Origin of the sequence: Collinsella sp. CLA-JM-H32, assembly GCF_040098165.1 — a bacterium.
Classification (GTDB): domain Bacteria; phylum Actinomycetota; class Coriobacteriia; order Coriobacteriales; family Coriobacteriaceae; genus Collinsella.
Window position 1 is genome coordinate 166316 of record NZ_JBBNMZ010000004.1, and the last position, 18078, is coordinate 184393.

Sequence of the window (18078 nt, forward strand, 5' to 3'; positions counted from 1 at the left end):
GATGGCAGCATCCGACATGATGTCCGCCCTGATGGAGCTTTGCCAGGAGAAGCACATCGACCAGCTCTACCTGATCGACCGCCTGGAGCAGTCGCTCGCCAAGAGCTATGCCGAGATCCTGCATCTTGAGTGGGGCGCCAAGGTGACCATCGACCGCACCACCGGTAAGATCTACGTCTACCGCCTGGAGCCGATTGACGATTCCATGGACGAGGAGGGCAACTTCACCGAGTTTGAGGAGATTGACGTCACCCCCAAGAACACGAGCCGCATAGCTGCCCAGCACGCCAAGGCCGAGATCAACGCCATCGTGCGTAACTCCGCTCGCGAGCAGATCTACGAGGAGTTCTCCGGCCGCATCGGTGACCTCATCAGCGGTACCGTGCTGCAGTCCACACCCGACTTCACGATTGTCAAGATTCGCGAGGGCGTCGAGGCCGAGCTGCCGCACTTCGACCAGCGCCGTTACGAGAACGAGCGCAACGAGCGTCCGATGGGCGAGCGCTACCTGCACAACCAGCACATCAAGGCCGTGATCATCGACGTTCGCGACCCCAACTCCAACCTGCAGCCGGTTCGTGGCGAGCACAGCCGTCCGCCGATTGTCATCTCCCGTACCCACCCCGAGCTCATGCGTCGTCTGTTTGAGCAGGAGGTGCCCGAGATCTATGAGGGCACCGTCCAGATCAAGTCGATCGCCCGGGAGCCCGGCCAGCGCTCCAAGGTCGCCGTCCACTCGCTCGACGACCGTCTGGATCCCGTGGGCGCCTGCGTCGGCCCCAAGGGCAGCCGTGTTCGCGCTGTCGTGGGCGAGCTCCGTGGCGAGCGCGTCGACGTCATCCTGTGGGATGCCGATCCTGCCGTCTACGTCGCTAACGCCCTGTCGCCCGCTAAGGTCACCCGCGTCCTCATTGACGAGGAGAAGGCCTACGCCGGCGTCATCGTGCCCGACGACCAGCTGTCCCTCGCCATTGGCAAGGAGGGCCAGAACGCCCGCCTCGCCGCGCGCCTGACCGGCTGGCACATCGACATCAAGTCCGAGACGCTTGCCGCCGACATCCTCAAGAACGTTCCCGTTCACGAGGAGCCCGCCGCCGACCTGATCGGTGACGAGGAGGACGAGGACGTCCGCCGCTGCGAGTATGTGTCCGAGGACGGCATCCAGTGCCGCAACCAGGCTCGTCCCGGCTCCCGTTTCTGCGGTGTCCACGACACCGACGCCTTCGATGATGCGGAGGACCTGATCTAGCGCGCGGTCGCGCCGGGCGGGTCCCGGCGCGTCTCCCACGCTCGTTCAGTCTCTAGGCACCCAAGGTGCCAGAAAGGGTAGGTGAAGTCATATGGCAAAAGTCCGTGTGTCCACCCTGGCCAAAGAGTTCGGCATGACCTCCAAGGAACTGATGGGTCATCTCGCCGAAATGAAGATTCCCGCTAAGTCCGCTTCCTCCACCTTGGAGGACGCCTATGTCGCCATGGTCCGCAAGCAGCTCGCCTCGGTGATCGAGGCCCGCGCCCAGGAAGTCGAGGCCGCCAAGCAGGCCGAGGAGCAGGCAGCTGCCGCCGAGGAGGCCGCACGCGCCGCCGAGGCCGAGCGCGAGCGCATCGCCGCCGAGAAGGCCCGCGAGGAGGAGCGTCGCCAGTTTGCCGCAGCCCAGGCTGCTGAGGAGGCTGCCCGCGCCGAGGCCGAGGCCAAGAAGAAGGCCGAGCAGGAGCGCCTTGCCCGTGAGAAGGAGGAGGCTGCCCGCGAGGCCCAGCGCCGCGCCGTTCCCGCTTCCGACTCCGGTTCGCGCTTCCGTTCGCTGCTCGACCAGATCGCCGCACAGGAGACCGTGCTCAAGGAGAAGAAGGACGCCGAGGACAAGGCCAAGGCCGAGCGCGCTGCCGAGCGCGGTAACCGTCGTGGCGGCAACAACGACCGCCGCGGTGGCCGTCGTAACGATCGCAACGCCTCTGACAACAACTCCGAGCGCAACGCCTCCGAGAGCCGTCCGCACAGCCATCGCACCAACGCCAGCAACAACGTTGCTGCCGGCATGGACTTCCCCAACCCCGATAAGCAGGGCAAGGGCAAGAAGCGCAAGGGCGGTCACAACAACGAAGAGGACCACTACAGCCGCATGGCTCGCGAGGCCGAGGAGTACAGCCGCGAGAAGGTGCTCGAGGAGGCTCGTGCCGCCGTCGAGGAGGCCTCTCGCGAGTCCACCGGTCGTCGCAAGAAGCGCAAGGAGAAGCGCGAGCGCGAGGCTGCCAAGGCTCAGGAGGAGCGCAAGATAGAGGAGGCGTTGGCCCAGGGTGTGAACCCCGAGGACCTCGACGCCATCAAGGTCTCTCAGGGCGTTACCGTCCAGGAGCTCGCCGAGGCGCTCGACGTTCCGGCCAACGACATCATCAAGCGTCTGTTCCTGCTGGGCACGCCGCTCACCATGACGCAGTCCATGTCCGATGACCTCGTCGAGCTCGTCGCCGACGACCTGGGCCGTCAGATCAAGATCATCACCCCCGAGGAGGAGAACACCTTCTCGTTCTACGATGATCCCGCCGACCTTAAGCCGCGCGCCCCGGTCGTCACCGTCATGGGCCACGTCGACCACGGCAAGACGTCGCTGCTCGACGCCATCCGTCACACCGGCGTTGCTGCCGGCGAGGCGGGCGGCATTACGCAGGCCATCGGCGCTTCGCAGGTCATGATCAACGACCGCAAGATCACCTTTATCGATACCCCGGGTCACGCCACCTTTACGGCTATGCGTGCCCGTGGTGCCAAGGTGACCGACATCGTCATTCTGATCGTGGCTGCCGACGACGGCGTCATGCCCCAGACCGTCGAGTCGATCAACCACGCCAAGGCCGCCGGCGTACCCATCGTCGTCGCCGTCAACAAGATCGATAAGCCGGGAGCCAACCCCGACCGTGTGCGTCAGGAGCTCACCGAGTACGGCGTCATCCCCGAGGAGTGGGGCGGACAGAACATGTTCGTCAACATCTCGGCCAAGCAGAAGATCGGTATCGACGACCTTCTGGAGACCGTGCTGCTCCAGGCAGACGTGCTCGAGCTCAAGGCCAACCCGGACACCTTTGCCTCCGGCAACGTCCTCGAGGCCAAGCTCGACAAGGGCCGCGGTTCGGTTGCCACGGTTCTCGTGACCCGCGGTACCCTGCACGTGGGCGATACGCTGGTCGCCGGCCTTACCTACGGCCGCGTCCGCGCCATGCTCGATCCCAAGGGCAACGCCGTCACCGAGGCCGGCCCCTCCGACGCCGTCGAGATCCTGGGCCTGCAGTCTGTGCCTAATGCCGGCGACGAGTTCCGCGTGTTCGAGGACGAGCGCGAGGCTCGCGCCCTGGCCGATGAGCGTTCGCTCAAGGCACGTATTGAGGAGCAGAGCCGCGTGAAGCACGTCACGCTCGAGAACCTCTTCGAGACCATCGCCGACGCCGAGGTTAAGGAGCTCAACCTGATCATCAAGGCCGACGTCCAGGGTTCCATCGAGGCCCTTCAGGACTCGCTCGACAAGATGGATCAGTCCGAGGTCCGTATCAACACGATTCACTCCGCCGTCGGTGCCATCAATGAGACCGACGTCGTCCTGGCCGACGCCTCCAACGCCATCATCATCGGCTTTGGCGTGCGTCCCGACGGCAAGGCCCGCTCCGCTGCCGAGCGCGAGGGTGTCGAGATCCGTTGCTACGACGTCATCTACAAGTGCCTCGAGGAGCTCGACGCTGCCCGCATCGGCATGCTCAAGCCCACCGAGGTCGAGGTCTCCACGGGTACCGCGACCGTCCTGGACACCTTCAAGGTGCCCAAAGTCGGTATCGCCGCCGGTGTCCGCGTGGAGGAGGGCGAGATCGCCGCGACCGATTCCGTGCGCCTGGTGCGTGACGGCATCGTGGTCTTCAACGGCAAGATCGCCTCGATGCGCCACTACAAGGACGAGGCCAAGAGCCTCAAGAGCGGTTCCGAGGGCGGCATTGGCCTGGAGAACTTCCAGGACATCAAGCCCGGCGACCAGATCGAGGGTTACCGCATCGACCAGGTTGCCCGTACCGAGTAGGGGGTAGCGCTATGAAGCAAACGCAGGCAACCCGCCGTTTGGGCGAGCAGCTTCGCGAGAAGCTCGGTTATATCCTGCTCTTTGAGGTTTCCGATCCGCGTCTCGACCTGGTCACCCTGACCGCGGTCGAGGTCGCGGTGGACCGTTCGTTCGCGCGCGTGTACGTGTCGTGCGATGCGAGCCGCTACGATGAGGTCATGGAGGCGCTTGCCAGCGCCAAGGGCCGTATTCGCAGCCTGTTGGCTCGCTCGCTCGATTGGCGCGTCACGCCCGAGCTCGATTTTCGCATCGATCGCTCGACCGATGAGGCCGAGCGCATTACGCGTGCGCTGGAAAACGTTCCGGCCACGCTTGCGATCGAAAAGGACGAGGACGGCTACCCGATAGCGGATGCCGCCCAGGAGGCAGCTTTAGATGACTAATTCCGCCGATCTCGCCTTGTGCGAGTCTGCAGATATTAAACGACGCATCCTCGAGCTTATCGAGGGTGCGTCCTCCATTGCGATCTCGGGTCACACCTCTCCCGACGGCGATGCCCTGGGCTCCGTGTTGGGCCTGGGCCTTTCGCTCATGAAGGTGTTCCCCGACAAGGACATCGCCCTGCTGCTGGCAGACGACGATCCCGTTCCGCGCATCTACCGTTTTATGGAGGGCGCCGATCTGCTGGTACCGGCCTCTGCCTACACCGACAACCCGGACCTGTTCATCTCGGTGGACGTGCCGGTCGTCGAGCGCCTCAATAATTCCGCCGAGGTGTTGCGTCGTTCGGCTCACGTGGCGTGCTTTGACCATCACCCGGCACGCGAGGAGTTTGCCGAGGTCAGCCTTAGGTGTGTCAATGCCGCTGCTTGCGCCATGATTATCGACCGCTTTTTGGCCGATTGTGGCATTACTGCAAGCGACAGCATCGCCACCTGCCTGCTGTGCGGCCTGGTTACCGACACCGGTCGTTTTCAGTATCAGAACGCCGATGCCGCAGCCTTTCATGCCGCCTCGCGTCTGGTGGCGCACGGTGCCGATCCGGCGCGCGTCGCGCTCGAGGTCTATCAGAGCATGCGTGTCGAGTTCTTGCACCTCAAGTCCATCGTCATGGGTCGCATCAAGACGGTTGCGCACGGGCGCGTGGCATATAGCTACGCGTACGAGAGCGACCTTAAGGACTGCGGCGTCACCTCGGATGAGTGCGACGGCCTGGTCGATGTGGTTCGCTCGGTGATGGGCGTCGAGGTCTGCCTGTTCCTTAAGGGCATCGAGGGCGATACCAAGGTGCGCGGCAACCTGCGCTCCAAGGGCGATCTTGATGTTTCCGAGATTGCGGCCAACTTTGGCGGAGGTGGGCACCACGCTGCCGCCGGCTTTACCAACGCCGGAACGATTTCCGAGACGCTCACCGCGGCACTTCCCATGCTGGCCGAGCTGGTAGGGGAGGATCCCGCTTCGGTGACCGTCGAGCTCTAACTTTTTGGATGGTACATGGCTCGTCGTACACCCTCTCAACTTAATATGCTGCTCGCCGTCGATAAGCCGGTGGGCTGCACGTCACACGACGTGGTTTCGCAATGCCGGCGCGCCCTCCATGAGCGGCGCGTCGGTCATGCCGGAACGCTCGACCCCATGGCATCGGGTGTCATGGTGGTGGGCGTGGGTCAGGCAACGCGTCTGCTGGGCATGCTCACGCTCGATACCAAAAGCTACGTCGCCGACATCTCGTTTGGCGTCGAGACCAATACTGATGATGCGGAGGGCGAGGCCGTCCGCACGGTGCCTATAGCCGCCGAGCTGCGCGATCCAGCCTATGCTCGCGAGCGCCTGTCCGCCATGCTGGGCCTGCAGATGCAGGTGCCGCCGGCGTTTTCGGCCATTTCGGTCAACGGCGTGCGCGCCTATAAGTCTGCGCGCGAGGGCAATGCCGTGTCGCTGCCCCCGCGTCCGGTCGAGGTATATTCCGCCGACCTGATTGCCGTGGGCGGCGAGGGCGATGCTTGCGTTTGGACCGTGGCGTTTTCGGTGAGTAAGGGCACCTATATCCGTGCGCTCGCTCGCGACCTGGGTCGTGCCTGTGACAACGCGGCGCATATTTCCGCATTGCGCCGTACAGCCTCCGGCGTTGTTTCCATCGGTGCCTGCCATGCGGTCGAGGAGCTTTCTGCCGAGTCCGCTGCCGACTTTGCCTTGGATCCCATTGCGGCACTGGGCGCCACGCGCGTCGACTTGCCGGGCGATCTTGCCGACGATCTGCTGTGCGGACGTCGCATTCCTATTGAGCGCGCGCTTGTGGGCTTCGATGCGTCGAAGGCGCCGTTTGCGCTGGTGCTCGATGGCGGGCTTAAGGCGCTTGCCCGCATCGAGGGTGGTCGCTTTGTAATGGAGCATGTCTTTCCGCAGGCGATCGGCGGTGTTCGATGATGCTGGCCTCCCACGAGCTCGCGCGTATTTTTTTCGCGGGCGAGTCGGAAGAGGCCCGCATCGTCACCGCCGATGCATTTGATGATTGCGCGTGCCTGGGCGCCGCGTCGATTGCCATCGGCGTGTTCGATGGCGTGCATCGGGGGCATCACGAACTGATCGACGCGGTCGTTCGCGATGCGCGTAACCACGGCTGCAAGGCTGTTGTGGTCACCTTCGATCCCGACCCGGACGTGGTGGTGAGCTCTTCGCCCGCTCAAAAATTGATGACGACGGCCGACCGCCTGCATGCCCTGGCTCTCACCGGGGTCGATGCGGTCGTGGCCGTTCCCTTCACGCCTGCGGTGGCGGCTCTCGACCATGAGGGCTTTCTTAAGCTGCTGTTGCGCGTCGTCGATATCCGCTCGATTCGTGTGGGCAGCGACTTTAGGCTGGGTCGCGGCGGCGCCTCGGGCGTTGCCGAGATGCAGACATGGGGTTCCGAGCACGGAGTTGACGTCTATGGCCACGAGCTGCTGTGCGTCGATGGGCAGACAATCTGCGCTACCCGTATTCGCCAGGAGCTGCGCCAGGGTCATGTTGAGCTTGCTGCCGAGCTGCTCGGCCGCCCGTACATGTTGCGCGGTATTGTTGCCGGCGGTCGTCACCAGGGTTCCGACATGGGTTTTCCTACGGCAAATATTCAGGTGCCCGAGGGCATTCAGGTGCCTGCCGATGGCGTCTACGAGGGCCTGGTGCTGGTCGACGATACCGTATGGCCTGCCGCTGTCAACGTGGGCCTGCCGCCGACGTATGCCGACGATGCCGCCTCGGCGCATCTCGAGGCCAATTTGATCGGGTATGCGGGCGACCTGTACGGCGCCTCGGTGTCGCTGGCGTTTACGCGTTGGCTGCGCCCGTCGCGCGTGTTCGATTCGCTGGACGAGCTTATCGCGACCGTCGAGGGTAATATTGACGATATTCGTCATCATTTGGGTGAGCAGGGGGTGAGCATCCGTGATTAGCGATGAGGAAAAAGACCAGGTGCGCGCTGCGTCCGATCTGGTTGCCATCGTGCAGGAAACGGTTGAGCTCAAGCCCCGCGGCCATGAGTTTTGGGGTTGCTGTCCCTTCCATGGCGAAAAGACCCCGTCGTTTCACATTATCCCCGCCACGCAGGTGTGGCACTGCTTTGGCTGTGGTGAGGGCGGCGACGTCTTCACCTACATCATGAAGCGCGAGAACCTGAGCTTTCCCGAGTCGATTCGCTACTTGGCCGACCGTGCCGGCATTGAGCTGCACGATACCGGCGCTTATCGCGAGCGCGGCACCAAGCGCGCCCGCATCTATGACCTGTGTGCCGAAACCGCCCAGTTCTATCACACCATGCTTATGCGCGGTAAGGATAGCCGTCCGCGCGAGTACTTTGCGAGCCGCGGTATGGGTGGCGACGTCTGCCGCCGCTACTGCCTGGGCTTTGCGCCGGGTCGCAACGCGCTGGTGTCTCATTTGTCGCAGGCGGGCTTTACCCCGCAGGAGATGATCGACGCCAACGTGGCCGTGAGCCGTGGGCGCGGGCAGCTTGCCGACCGTTTTTACGACCGCGTGATGTTTCCCATCTTTGACGAGCAGGGTCATAACATCGCCTTTGGCGGGCGCATTATGGGCGATGGCCAGCCGAAGTACCTCAACACCGCCGAGACGAGCGTGTTCCATAAAAAGCGAAACCTCTACGGCTTTAACTGGGCTAAGGAGTTTATCGTCGCGCAGGATACCGCTATTGTGGTGGAGGGATATACCGACTGTATCGCCTGCTGGGAGGCGGGGATTAAAAACGTCGTCGCCACGCTGGGCACGGCGCTGACGGAACATCATGTAAAGACGCTCACCCGCTTTGCCAAGCGCATCGTGTATATGTTCGATGGCGACGCCGCCGGTCAAAAGGCCGCTCGCCGCGCGATTCAGTTTATCGAGCAGGATTCGATGGACCTGCGCTGCGTGGTGCTTCCCGACGGCAACGACCCCATGGAGTTCATCACCGCGCATGGCGGCGAGGCACTGCAGGTGCGCATCGATGCCGCCGAGCCCCTCATGGACTTTGTGTGCCGCTCACTGCAGGAGTCTAGCGACATTTCCACGCCGGGCGGTCGCGCCAAGGCGCTCGAAGACGCACTGACGCTCATCTATCCGCTGCGCGATAGCTACATGATCGATACGTACTTTATCCAGATTGCGGACCTTTTGGGTTTGGATCTGGAGACGGTGCGCTCGAGCTCGGGCCGTGTGTTTCGCGATGTTGCCAAGCGCGAGGATGCCGAGCGTCGTCGCGAGCAGAACTACGAGCGCCAGCGGGCGCAGGCCGAGCGTGCAGGCAGCGCGGGCGGTCGGGCGTCCGGTTCGCAGGGGGCGTCTCGCGGCGCCTGGGCGTCGGGGGCGACACCGGCGGTGTCCACACCGGTCGAGGAAGAGCCGTACGACTATGTGCCGCTCGAGGCCTATGGGGCCGCGCCGGTCGAGGTCGTCGACGATATGCCGCCGATTGATGTGTCGGTTGGTATGGATGGTGCGGCGCCGGTTGCCGATGCAACGGGCGCGTCTGCGGCGCCGACGATGCCGATCGTGCTGACCGACCTGGAGCGTAAGTCTTTGGCGGGGGAGCGCGAGCTGCTGACGATGCTCACGAGCTACCCCGACCTGTTCCGCACGTATGCCGACCGCATCTGCTCGATCGAGTGGGTGGATCCGCGCCACGAGTCCATCGCGTGGGCCGTGCTCGCGACGCCGCCGGGCACCGACCCCACGGCGTGCATGGATGCGGCGCGCGCGGTGTGTCCCGAGGCAGCGTCGCTTGTCAGCGCCGGGCGCATTTCGTCGACGAGCAAGCACCCCACCGAGACGAACATCGTGTTTATGCTCGATACCCTCGAGCTCTACACCATCAAGCGCCGCATGCGCGCCGCACAGGCCAAGCTTCGCCAGGACCGGTCGCTCGACGATGAGGCGCGCCGTGTGCTGACGATGCAGGCGATGCAAGATTCTCAGCGCCAGCGCGAACTCCAAAAGTCGATCGGCGGCGTGGCAGACCCGTTCCGTTTGATCGGTTTGGAGACCGCGGACGCCGACCAGGCCTAGATGTTGTGGTCAACCAGCGTATTCGCGCCTATATCCAGTCTGAATTTTGGGTATAGACGTCAATGTGTGTGCTAAAGTAATGAGTCCTGTGGACTATGAAGGGAGAATCTGTGCCAAATAAGAGTGAGAGCACGGGTACTGGGCTGGAATCCTACGTTGCAAAGCTCATGGGCAACGGCTCAAACAGGACTTCGGTAACCGAGGACGAGATTCAGGTCGCCCTGAAGGATATCGATGTATCTGACGAGCAGCTCAACGCGGTGTATTCCGCGCTGCGCAACAGCGGCATCCAGATTATCTCCGCGAGCGGTAACGACGACGCCCCCATGGACGTCGACGATGACGATAACGATAGCGATACCGACGATTTCGATGACGACGAGCACGATACCGGCTCGCTCGACGATCACGAGCTTAAGATGGCCCGTCAGGCCGATGCCGAGATGGGCTCTTCCAAGAGCAAGAAGAAACGCACCGTGCGCACGTCCCGTTCGCGTTCGCGCGTGCGTGGCATCGATGCCTCCACGGTGATGCTGACCGGCGACCCGGTCCGTATGTACCTTAAGGAGATTGGTAAGGTCGACCTGCTGACCGCCTCCGAAGAGGTCGATCTGGCCATGAAGATCGAGGCCGGTCTCGATGCCACCGAGAAGCTCGAGGCCGCCGAGGCGGGCGAAATCGAGCTTACTCGCGCCGAGATGCGTCGCCTGACCCGTATCGAGAACGTCGGTCTCGAGGCTAAGCAGGCGCTCATCAGCGCCAACCTGCGCCTGGTCGTCTCCATCGCCAAGCGCTATGTCGGTCGCGGCATGCTGTTCCTGGACCTGATCCAGGAGGGCAACCTCGGTCTGATCCGCGCCGTCGAGAAGTTCGACTACCAGAAGGGCTTTAAGTTCTCCACGTATGCCACGTGGTGGATCCGTCAGGCCATCACGCGTGCTATCGCCGACCAGGCCCGTACCATCCGTATTCCCGTGCACATGGTCGAGACCATCAACAAGCTCGTCCGCGTGCAGCGCCAGCTTCTCCAGGACCTGGGTCGCGACCCGACCCCCGAGGAGATCGGTGCCGAGATGGACATGAGCGCCGACCGCGTCCGCGAGATCCAGAAGATTTCGCAGGAGCCCGTGTCGCTCGAGACCCCTATCGGCGAGGAAGAGGATTCTCAGCTGGGCGACTTCATCGAGGACTCCCAGGCTATCGTCCCGCCCGATGCTGCCAGCTTCTCCATGCTGCAGGAGCAGCTCACCCAGGTGCTCGACTCGCTTGCCGATCGTGAGCGCAAGGTTATCGAGCTGCGCTTTGGCCTTGTCGACGGACATCCTCGCACGCTCGAGGAAGTCGGCCGCGAGTTTGGCGTCACGCGTGAGCGCATCCGCCAGATCGAGTCCAAGACCCTGGCCAAGCTCCGCCATCCCAGCCGCTCCAGCAAGCTCAAAGACTACATCGAAAGCTAGTCAAGCAAGAATCGCCCTCAAGCACATCCGCTTGAGGGCGCTTTCATGTAGTCGTTGGGGACGTCCCCAATGACTAGGTCGGAAAAACTCTCAAAAAAGTTCTTGCCCTAAGCTGATTCGTCCGTATAATAAACTTCGTTGCTTGAGAGCACGCACCTATTCCTCGGTAGCTCAATGGTAGAGCACGCGGCTGTTAACCGCGCTGTTGTAGGTTCGAGTCCTACCCGGGGAGCCAGAATTTCTCAGCCCATTCCGCTGGGCTTTTAAATTCCTCGGTAGCTCAATGGTAGAGCACGCGGCTGTTAACCGCGCTGTTGTAGGTTCGAGTCCTACCCGGGGAGCCAGGTTGTAAAACCCGTCGCTTATGCGGCGGGTTTTTTCATGCCGCGATCGCCTGTGGCGAACGTTACCGTATCAACATTTCGTGTCGAGGATGTAATCGCGAACCCCGCCACCTCAACATGGCGCACTCGTTGTAAACTATTGGAATGATTGCTCCCACGAGATGGTGCCGTGAGCACCAGATAAGGAGATTCTTGTGTCTGAGACCATTAACGGCAGCCTGAGCGTCTCGAACGACGTTATTGCCGATATTGCCGGTTATGCCGCGATGACGTGCTATGGCGTCGTCGGTATGGCCGAACAGCTCCAGGGCGCCGAGAGCGTGCGCCTGCTTGCCGGTCAGCGCCTCCGCAAGGGCGTGCTTGTCTCCGCCGACGAGAACGGCCTTACGGTCGATCTTCACGTCGTGCTCGAGAACGGCGTCAACATGAAGTCCGTCTGCCACAATCTTTCGAGCTCTGTTGCCTTCACCCTGCAGGAGATCGCCCAGATCGATCCCGCCAGCCTTAAGATCGGCATCCACATCGACGCGCTCAAGAGCCGTCTGAACTAGCATCCGAAAACGGAGATTCAAATACCCATGATTGCAAAGACCATTCGCACCTGTTTTCCGATCGCTGCGGCTGCCGTTTCCGACAAGGCCGAGGAGATCAACAAGCTCAACGTCTTCCCCGTACCCGACGGCGACACCGGCACCAACATGTCGCTCACGCTCGCCTCGGTGACCAAGGAGCTCTCCGCCCTTCCCGCCGATGCCGATATGGAGGCCATCGCCGGCGCCATCACCCACGGCTCCCTGATGGGTGCCCGCGGCAACTCCGGCGTCATCACCTCGCAGATCCTGCGCGGCGTGGCCGAGGGTCTCGTCTCTGTCGACGAGCCCATTACGTCCGCCAACATCGCCTTCGCTTTCCGTCGCGCCGTCAAGGTCGCCTTTCAGGCCGTTCGCAAGCCCATCGAGGGCACGATCCTCACGGTGCTTCGCGATGTCTCGACCAAGGCCGATGAGTGCGAAAAGAAGAAGTTCTCGGTCGAGGACGCGCTCGATGCCATCGTCGTCGAGGCCTACCAGTCCGTTGCCCGCACGCCCGACCTGCTGCCCGTTCTGAAGGAGAACGGCGTGGTCGACTCCGGCGCCTTTGGCTTTGCCATCTTCCTGGAGAACTTTGTTGCCGCCGCGCTTGGCCGCAGCACCGTTGTCGAGGATTTCTCCGCCACGTTTGATTCCGCCGGTTCTGCCCGCGACGCGGCTCTCGGTCGCGTTGAGATCGAGGCTAACGACGATTGGGAGGGCTCGGAGTTCCGCTACTGCAACGAGTTCCTCTTTAAGGCCGACGCCCCGTTTGACGAGGACGAGTGCCTTAAGTTCCTGGGCTCCATGGGCGACTGCGAGCTGCTCGTGGGTGCCTACCCCGATTACAAGATCCATGTGCACTCCAACACGCCCAACCTGGTGCTCGAGCACATGCTGCAGCTCGGTCAGATCTACGAGGTCTTTATCCACAACATGGAGATGGAGGCCCACGACCGTACCGCTAAGATCCACGAGGATCAGGAAAAGGCCGCCGAGGCCGCCAAGGCGCTGGGCTTTGTCGCCGTTGCCGCCGGTTCCGGCGAGGCCGACATCCTCAAGTCCCTTGGCGTCGACGTGGTCGTCTCCGGTGGCCAGACTATGAATCCCTCGACCGCCGACCTGCTGGGCGCAGTGGACCAGGTCAACGCGACCTCGGTCATCATCTTGCCCAACAACGGCAACATCCGCATGGCCGCTGAGGCCGCAGCCTCTGCCTGCACCGACAAGAAGGTCGCCGTCGTTCCCACCAAGACCGTCCCGCAGGCCTTCTCCGCGCTGTTCGCAGTCCTGCCCGATTCCGAGCTCGAGGATGCCGTCGCCGCCATGGTCGACGCCATCAGCGAGGTCCGCGATGGCGAGGTCACCCGCGCCGTGCGCGACTCTAGTGCCTCTGACGGTTCTCCGATTCACTCCGGTGACGTCATGGGTATCATCGCCGGCTCCATCGACGTGGTCGGCTCTGACGTGAAGCAGGTCACGCTCGATTGCATCAACCGTATGCAGGAGGAAGAGGAGGGCGACGCGCTGACGATTCTGGCCGGCGAGGAACTGTCCGATGAGGCCTTCCAGGAGATCGTCGACGCCATTGAGGAGGCTCAGCCCGATCTGGAGGTCGACGCCCATCGTGGCGAGCAGCCGCTCTATCCCGTGATCTTCTCGATCGAGTAGGCAACTGCCCATGTCCGAGCTGTGCTCCGTGCCGCGCGTCTCGGAGCGCTTTGCCCAGAGCAATGCGCTCGACGAGGATATCGCGCGACTCAAATATGTTTCGGGTAAACGTGAGGAGGCCCTTCGCCGTCTGGGAATTCGGACGGTGGGGGACCTCCTTCTCCATATCCCTCATCGATACCTCGACTTTACCCGCTCGTGGTCCATCGAGATGGCGCCCATCGGCACCGTTTGCACGATTGTCGCCACGGTCGACCGCATCGTCCAAAAGCAGCCGCGTCCGCGCATGCAGGTTACCGAAGTCTCACTCGTTGACGAGACGGGTGTGCTTCAGGTCGCCTTTTTCCGCCAGCCCTGGATTGCCCAGCAGCTAAAACAGGGCGACCGCCTGGCCGTGATGGGCAAGGTCGAGTTTGCCTACGGCTTTAAGCAGATGGCCTCTCCGCATTTCGAAAAGCTCGAGGAGGGACGTGCCGCGGGAACTATCCTGCCGGTCCATTACGTGAGTGATGGCGTGAGCCAGGCGTGGATGCGCCGTATCGTGAGCGGCGCGCTCGAGGTCGTCGGCAATCCCTTTGATCCCATTCCGGCACCGCTGCGCGTTAAGCGTCGCCTGATGAGCAATGCCCGCGCGCTGCGCTCAATCCATTTTCCATCGAGTATGGCAGAGCGCGACATCGCGCGTCGTCGCTTGGCCTACGAGGAGTGCCTCTACCTGCAGCTGGCGCTGCGCCTGCGCAACGACGGCAGCCTGGTCGATGTGGTTCCCTATGCCCACACCGCGGGCGAGCACCTGGCCGCGCTTAAGCAAGCCTTGCCGTTTTCGCTGAGCGACGAGCAGGAGGCCGCGTTCCAAGATGTCCTGCGCGATATGTGCGATAGCGGGCGCGTGATGAACCGCCTGCTGCTGGGCGATGTCGGTACCGGTAAGACCGCCGTTGCCGCCTGCGCGCTGGCTGTGGCTGCCGATAGTGGCACGCAGGCCTGCGTTATGGCGCCCACGGGCGTGCTGGCGCGCCAATATGCCGATAAGACCGGCCCTCTGCTCTCGCAGGCTGGCATGTCCTGGGCGCTTCTGACGGGTGCCACGCCGGCCGCAGAGCGCGAGCGCATCCATGTGCAGCTGGAATCGGGCGAGCTTGACGTGCTCTTTGGCACCCACGCGGTCCTTTCGGATAACGTTGCGTTCAAGCATCTGTCGCTCGTGGTCATCGATGAGCAGCACCGGTTTGGCGTCGGCCAACGTAACGCCCTGCGCGCCAAGGGCCCGGGTGCCGATTTGCTCGTTATGACGGCGACGCCCATCCCGCGTACGCTGGCGCTTTCGGTCTACGGCGATCTGGATACGAGCATCATCCGCTATCGGCCCGTCCCTGGCGCTGGCGTGTCGACACGCGTGCTCACCGAGTCGAGCCGTGACCTCGCCTATGGCGCCATTCGCGAGGCGCACGAAAAGGGTCAGCAGGCCTACGTGATTTGCCCACTCGTGGAGCCGAGCGATTCGGCCGATGAGCTGGAGGACGTGCCCGGTATTGCCCGCGACGACGAGGGCCGCGTGACGGTCCCCGTGCCGCTGCACGATACGGCGACCGAGCTCGATCGCCTGCGTCTGGCGTTGCCGGGTCTTGCCATCGAGCGCCTTCACGGCCGTATGCCAGCGGGGGAGAAGGATCGCGTGATCGACGCCTTCAAGCGTGGCGAGATTGACGTGCTCGTCTCGACTACGGTGGTCGAGGTGGGCGTCGACGTGCCCAACGCCACCGTCATGGTCATCGAGAACGGTGAGCGGTTTGGCTTGGCGGCGCTGCATCAGCTACGCGGTCGCGTGGGCCGCGGCAGCGTGTCGGGCACGTGCCTGGTCATGACGCACTCCAAGGGCAACGGCGGCGCTTCGGCAGCGCAAGATCGCCTGCAATCGCTCGAAAAAACCTCGGATGGCTTTACGCTCGCCCAGATGGACTTGCGTCTGCGCCACGAGGGCGAAATCCTGGGGTACCGCCAGCATGGCGGTGTGACCCTGCGCTTTGTCGACCTGGATGCCGACGAGGAGCTGATTGAGTGGGCCCATTTGGACGCGGTCGAGCTCTTGCGGTATGCTTGCACCCTTGACTCCGTGGCGACGCGCCCCCTGCGCGATGCGGTCGCCATGCGATATCGACACATTTTTAAGGAGGTCAGCGGAGGATGAGAATCATCGGCGGCGAATGGCGCGGTCGTAAGATCGAGGAGCCCCGTGGTCGCGATGTCACCCGCCCCACGACCGATCGCGTGCGCGAGGCATGCGCATCTATGGTCATGTCGGCATTCGATTTCGATTTGGAAGAGGTTCGTGTGCTGGACGCCTTTGGCGGCTCCGGCGCCTTAGGGTTAGAGATGCTCTCTCGTGGGGCCCGCTCGCTCACGACGTTTGAGATCGATCGCAACGCCGCGCGGCTCATTACCAAGAATATCGAGTCGCTCTGCCGTGACCGTGCGCGTTGGCGCGTGGTCACGGGCGACATGCTGGCGAGTGCCTCGCGCGGTCGTGTACCGGGCGGCCCCTTTGATCTGGTCCTGCTCGACCCGCCCTATGCTTTTGGTGCCGAGCCGGTCGAGGAACTGCTGCAGAATCTGGCCCAGCAGGGTCTGCTTGCACCTGGCGCTTATGCCCTGTTTGAGCATGCCGCCGCCGATGCGGGCGCGCATCCGGCAGGCTTTGAGACTGTACGTGAGAAGCGCTACGGCATTACCTCGGTCGACCTGCTTCGTTGGGTCGGCGATGACGACGGTGAGGGCGTTAGCGCCGTCGCCGATGCTGATAACAACGATGCCACGACGTTTCAGGAGGACGCCCATGAGTGACACCATCAACCGCGTGATCGTCCCGGGTACCTTCGATCCCATCACGTTTGGCCATATCGACGTCATCCGTCGCGCCCGCCGCATCTTTCCCAGTGTGATCGTCGCTGTTGCAGAGTCGCAGGGTAAAAACGGTGTGGGCACCACGTTTATGCTCGATGAGCGCGTGGCGCTGGCCCGCGAGGCGCTCGGTGATATCGACGGCGTCGAAGTCCTGCCCTTTACCGGCCTCTTGGTCGACTTCGCTCGTGAGCAGGGGGCGGGGGCCGTGGTCAAGGGCCTGCGCGCCATGACCGACTTTGAGTATGAGCTGCAGCAGGCCGACCTCAATTATCGCTTGGATAGCGAGCTGGAGTCCATCTTTGTCATGAGTGCTCCGCAGTACGGTTACATCTCGAGCTCGGTCGTTCGCCAGATCGCCTCGCTCGGCAGCGATGTATCGACGTTTGTGCCGCCCAACGTGGTCGAAGCGCTCAGACATCGCTTTTCGTGACGTTTTTTATTGCCTGGTGGCATGTGGTAAACTAGCACGATGATATGTTACCTATGAAAGGAGACCGGATGCCGGGCGAGAATTTTCCTGGCGATAGGATCGTCAGCTTGGTCGATGAGCTCGAAGGGCTGATCGAGGAAGCCAAGCCGCCTTTCGGCAAGAACGCTCAGTTCAAGGTCATCGACGCCGACGTGTTCTTCAACATCCTCGATGAGATCCGCATGAGCTATCCCGAGGAATGGCAGAAGTCCCGCCGTATCCTCAAAGAGCGCGAGGAGCTTATGGCTTCCGCCGCCGCTCAGGCCGATTCCATCATCGCCGATGCTCAGCAGCAGGCCCTCACCATTGCCGGTGAGCAGGAGATTGTCCGCCTTGCGCAGCAGCAGGCCGACGACATCCGCGATCGTGCCCAGCAGTACGAGCGCGAGACGCGTTATGCTGCCGAGGACTACGCAGAGCAGGTCTTTACGCACCTGGAGGAGAACCTCAAGAGCCTGACCGGCACCGTTACCCGTTGCCGTCAGCAGCTCAACGAGGGTGCCGCCCAGCAGAATGGTCAGTGGTAATGGCTGAGTTCCCGAGCGTTACCGTCGATCTTTCCGAGCAGCTCGAGTTTCCTGGAGATTCGTTTCCGCTGACCGGTAAGGTCGATGTCGCCACCTACACGGTGGGCGAGAAGGAGTACCAGCTACAGGACGGCATCGACTACGACGTTGTCTTTACCAATGCCGGTACCGGTGTCTTGCTCACGGGCATGGTCCGCGCGCACGCCACCGGTGAGTGCGACCGTTGCCTGGAGCCCGCCTCGTTTGATATCGCCGGAGAGATCGAGGAGTTCTACCTCTTTGAGGAGCCCGAGGATCCCGAGGCCTACGAGGACGGCTACGAGCTCCTGGGTGAGGACCGCATCGTCGATCTGGGTGAGCCCATCAATGACGCGGTCGTTATGGACACGCCGTTTGTGGTGCTCTGCAAGCCCGATTGCCGTGGTCTGTGCCCCACCTGCGGTTGCAATCTCAACGTCGAGCAATGCGATTGCGCCGCCCAGGCAGAGGCAGAATGGGCCGCTGCCACGGAAAATCCATTTGCAGCATTGAAGAATCTCAAGCTCGATGAGTAAAACTGTGGTAGTAT

General features: G+C 62.7%; 15 protein-coding genes and 2 tRNA genes. All 17 read left to right on the top strand.

Going from position 1 to position 18078, the window contains the following annotated elements:
* Position 1: 1 nt before the first annotated feature.
* The gene (gene nusA, locus AAA021_RS03860; RefSeq protein ID WP_006234042.1) at positions 2-1249 is read left to right on the top strand and encodes a transcription termination factor NusA; all 1248 of its coding nucleotides are present in this window, start codon (positions 2-4) and stop codon (positions 1247-1249) included.
* A gap of 91 nt (positions 1250-1340) precedes the next feature.
* Positions 1341-4055, top strand: a complete 2715-nt coding sequence (gene infB, locus AAA021_RS03865; RefSeq protein WP_349088076.1) for a translation initiation factor IF-2 — start codon at positions 1341-1343, stop codon at positions 4053-4055.
* 11 nt (positions 4056-4066) lie between these two features.
* A complete protein-coding gene (gene rbfA, locus AAA021_RS03870) occupies positions 4067-4477 on the top strand; it encodes a 30S ribosome-binding factor RbfA (protein WP_006234038.1) in 411 nt (136 codons plus the stop codon).
* Positions 4470-5513, top strand: coding sequence for a DHH family phosphoesterase (locus tag AAA021_RS03875; protein ID WP_349088078.1), 1044 nt, complete (start codon positions 4470-4472; stop codon positions 5511-5513). Before rbfA ends, AAA021_RS03875 begins: the two co-directional genes overlap by 8 nt.
* 15 nt (positions 5514-5528) lie before the next feature.
* The gene (gene truB / locus AAA021_RS03880; protein ID WP_349088079.1) at positions 5529-6461 is read left to right on the top strand and encodes a tRNA pseudouridine(55) synthase TruB; all 933 of its coding nucleotides are present in this window, start codon (positions 5529-5531) and stop codon (positions 6459-6461) included.
* Complete coding sequence (gene ribF / locus AAA021_RS03885) at positions 6458-7465, top strand: riboflavin biosynthesis protein RibF (protein WP_349088081.1); 1008 nt, start codon at positions 6458-6460, stop codon at positions 7463-7465. Before truB ends, ribF begins: the two co-directional genes overlap by 4 nt.
* Positions 7458-9572 carry a DNA primase gene (gene dnaG / locus AAA021_RS03890; protein ID WP_349088083.1) on the top strand — a complete coding sequence of 705 codons (2115 nt, stop codon included), beginning with the start codon at positions 7458-7460 and terminating at the stop codon, positions 9570-9572. The genes ribF and dnaG overlap by 8 nt, the downstream gene beginning before the upstream one ends.
* A gap of 110 nt (positions 9573-9682) precedes the next feature.
* Positions 9683-11029, top strand: a complete 1347-nt coding sequence (rpoD, locus tag AAA021_RS03895) for an RNA polymerase sigma factor RpoD (protein WP_349088084.1) — start codon at positions 9683-9685, stop codon at positions 11027-11029.
* A gap of 160 nt (positions 11030-11189) precedes the next feature.
* Positions 11190-11264: transfer RNA gene (locus AAA021_RS03900), tRNA-Asn, on the top strand.
* A gap of 34 nt (positions 11265-11298) precedes the next feature.
* Positions 11299-11373 (top strand) — tRNA-Asn (locus AAA021_RS03905).
* 194 nt (positions 11374-11567) lie between these two features.
* The gene (locus AAA021_RS03910; protein ID WP_022093773.1) at positions 11568-11924 is read left to right on the top strand and encodes an Asp23/Gls24 family envelope stress response protein; all 357 of its coding nucleotides are present in this window, start codon (positions 11568-11570) and stop codon (positions 11922-11924) included.
* Positions 11925-11951: 27 nt separating this feature from the next.
* The gene (locus tag AAA021_RS03915; RefSeq protein WP_349088086.1) at positions 11952-13613 is read left to right on the top strand and encodes a DAK2 domain-containing protein; all 1662 of its coding nucleotides are present in this window, start codon (positions 11952-11954) and stop codon (positions 13611-13613) included.
* 10 nt (positions 13614-13623) lie between these two features.
* On the top strand, positions 13624-15801 hold the full coding sequence (locus AAA021_RS03920; protein ID WP_349088088.1) for an ATP-dependent DNA helicase RecG: 2178 nt from the start codon (positions 13624-13626) through the stop codon (positions 15799-15801).
* The gene (rsmD, locus tag AAA021_RS03925; protein WP_349088090.1) at positions 15798-16454 is read left to right on the top strand and encodes a 16S rRNA (guanine(966)-N(2))-methyltransferase RsmD; all 657 of its coding nucleotides are present in this window, start codon (positions 15798-15800) and stop codon (positions 16452-16454) included. The genes AAA021_RS03920 and rsmD overlap by 4 nt, the downstream gene beginning before the upstream one ends.
* On the top strand, positions 16447-16944 hold the full coding sequence (gene coaD, locus AAA021_RS03930) for a pantetheine-phosphate adenylyltransferase (RefSeq protein ID WP_161145463.1): 498 nt from the start codon (positions 16447-16449) through the stop codon (positions 16942-16944). Before rsmD ends, coaD begins: the two co-directional genes overlap by 8 nt.
* A 68-nt stretch (positions 16945-17012) precedes the next feature.
* A complete protein-coding gene (locus AAA021_RS03935; protein WP_040358176.1) occupies positions 17013-17510 on the top strand; it encodes an ATPase in 498 nt (165 codons plus the stop codon).
* Entirely contained in the window at positions 17510-18064 is a 555-nt protein-coding gene (locus AAA021_RS03940; RefSeq protein WP_161145464.1) for a DUF177 domain-containing protein, read from the top strand. The genes AAA021_RS03935 and AAA021_RS03940 overlap by 1 nt, the downstream gene beginning before the upstream one ends.
* Positions 18065-18078 lie beyond the last annotated feature (14 nt).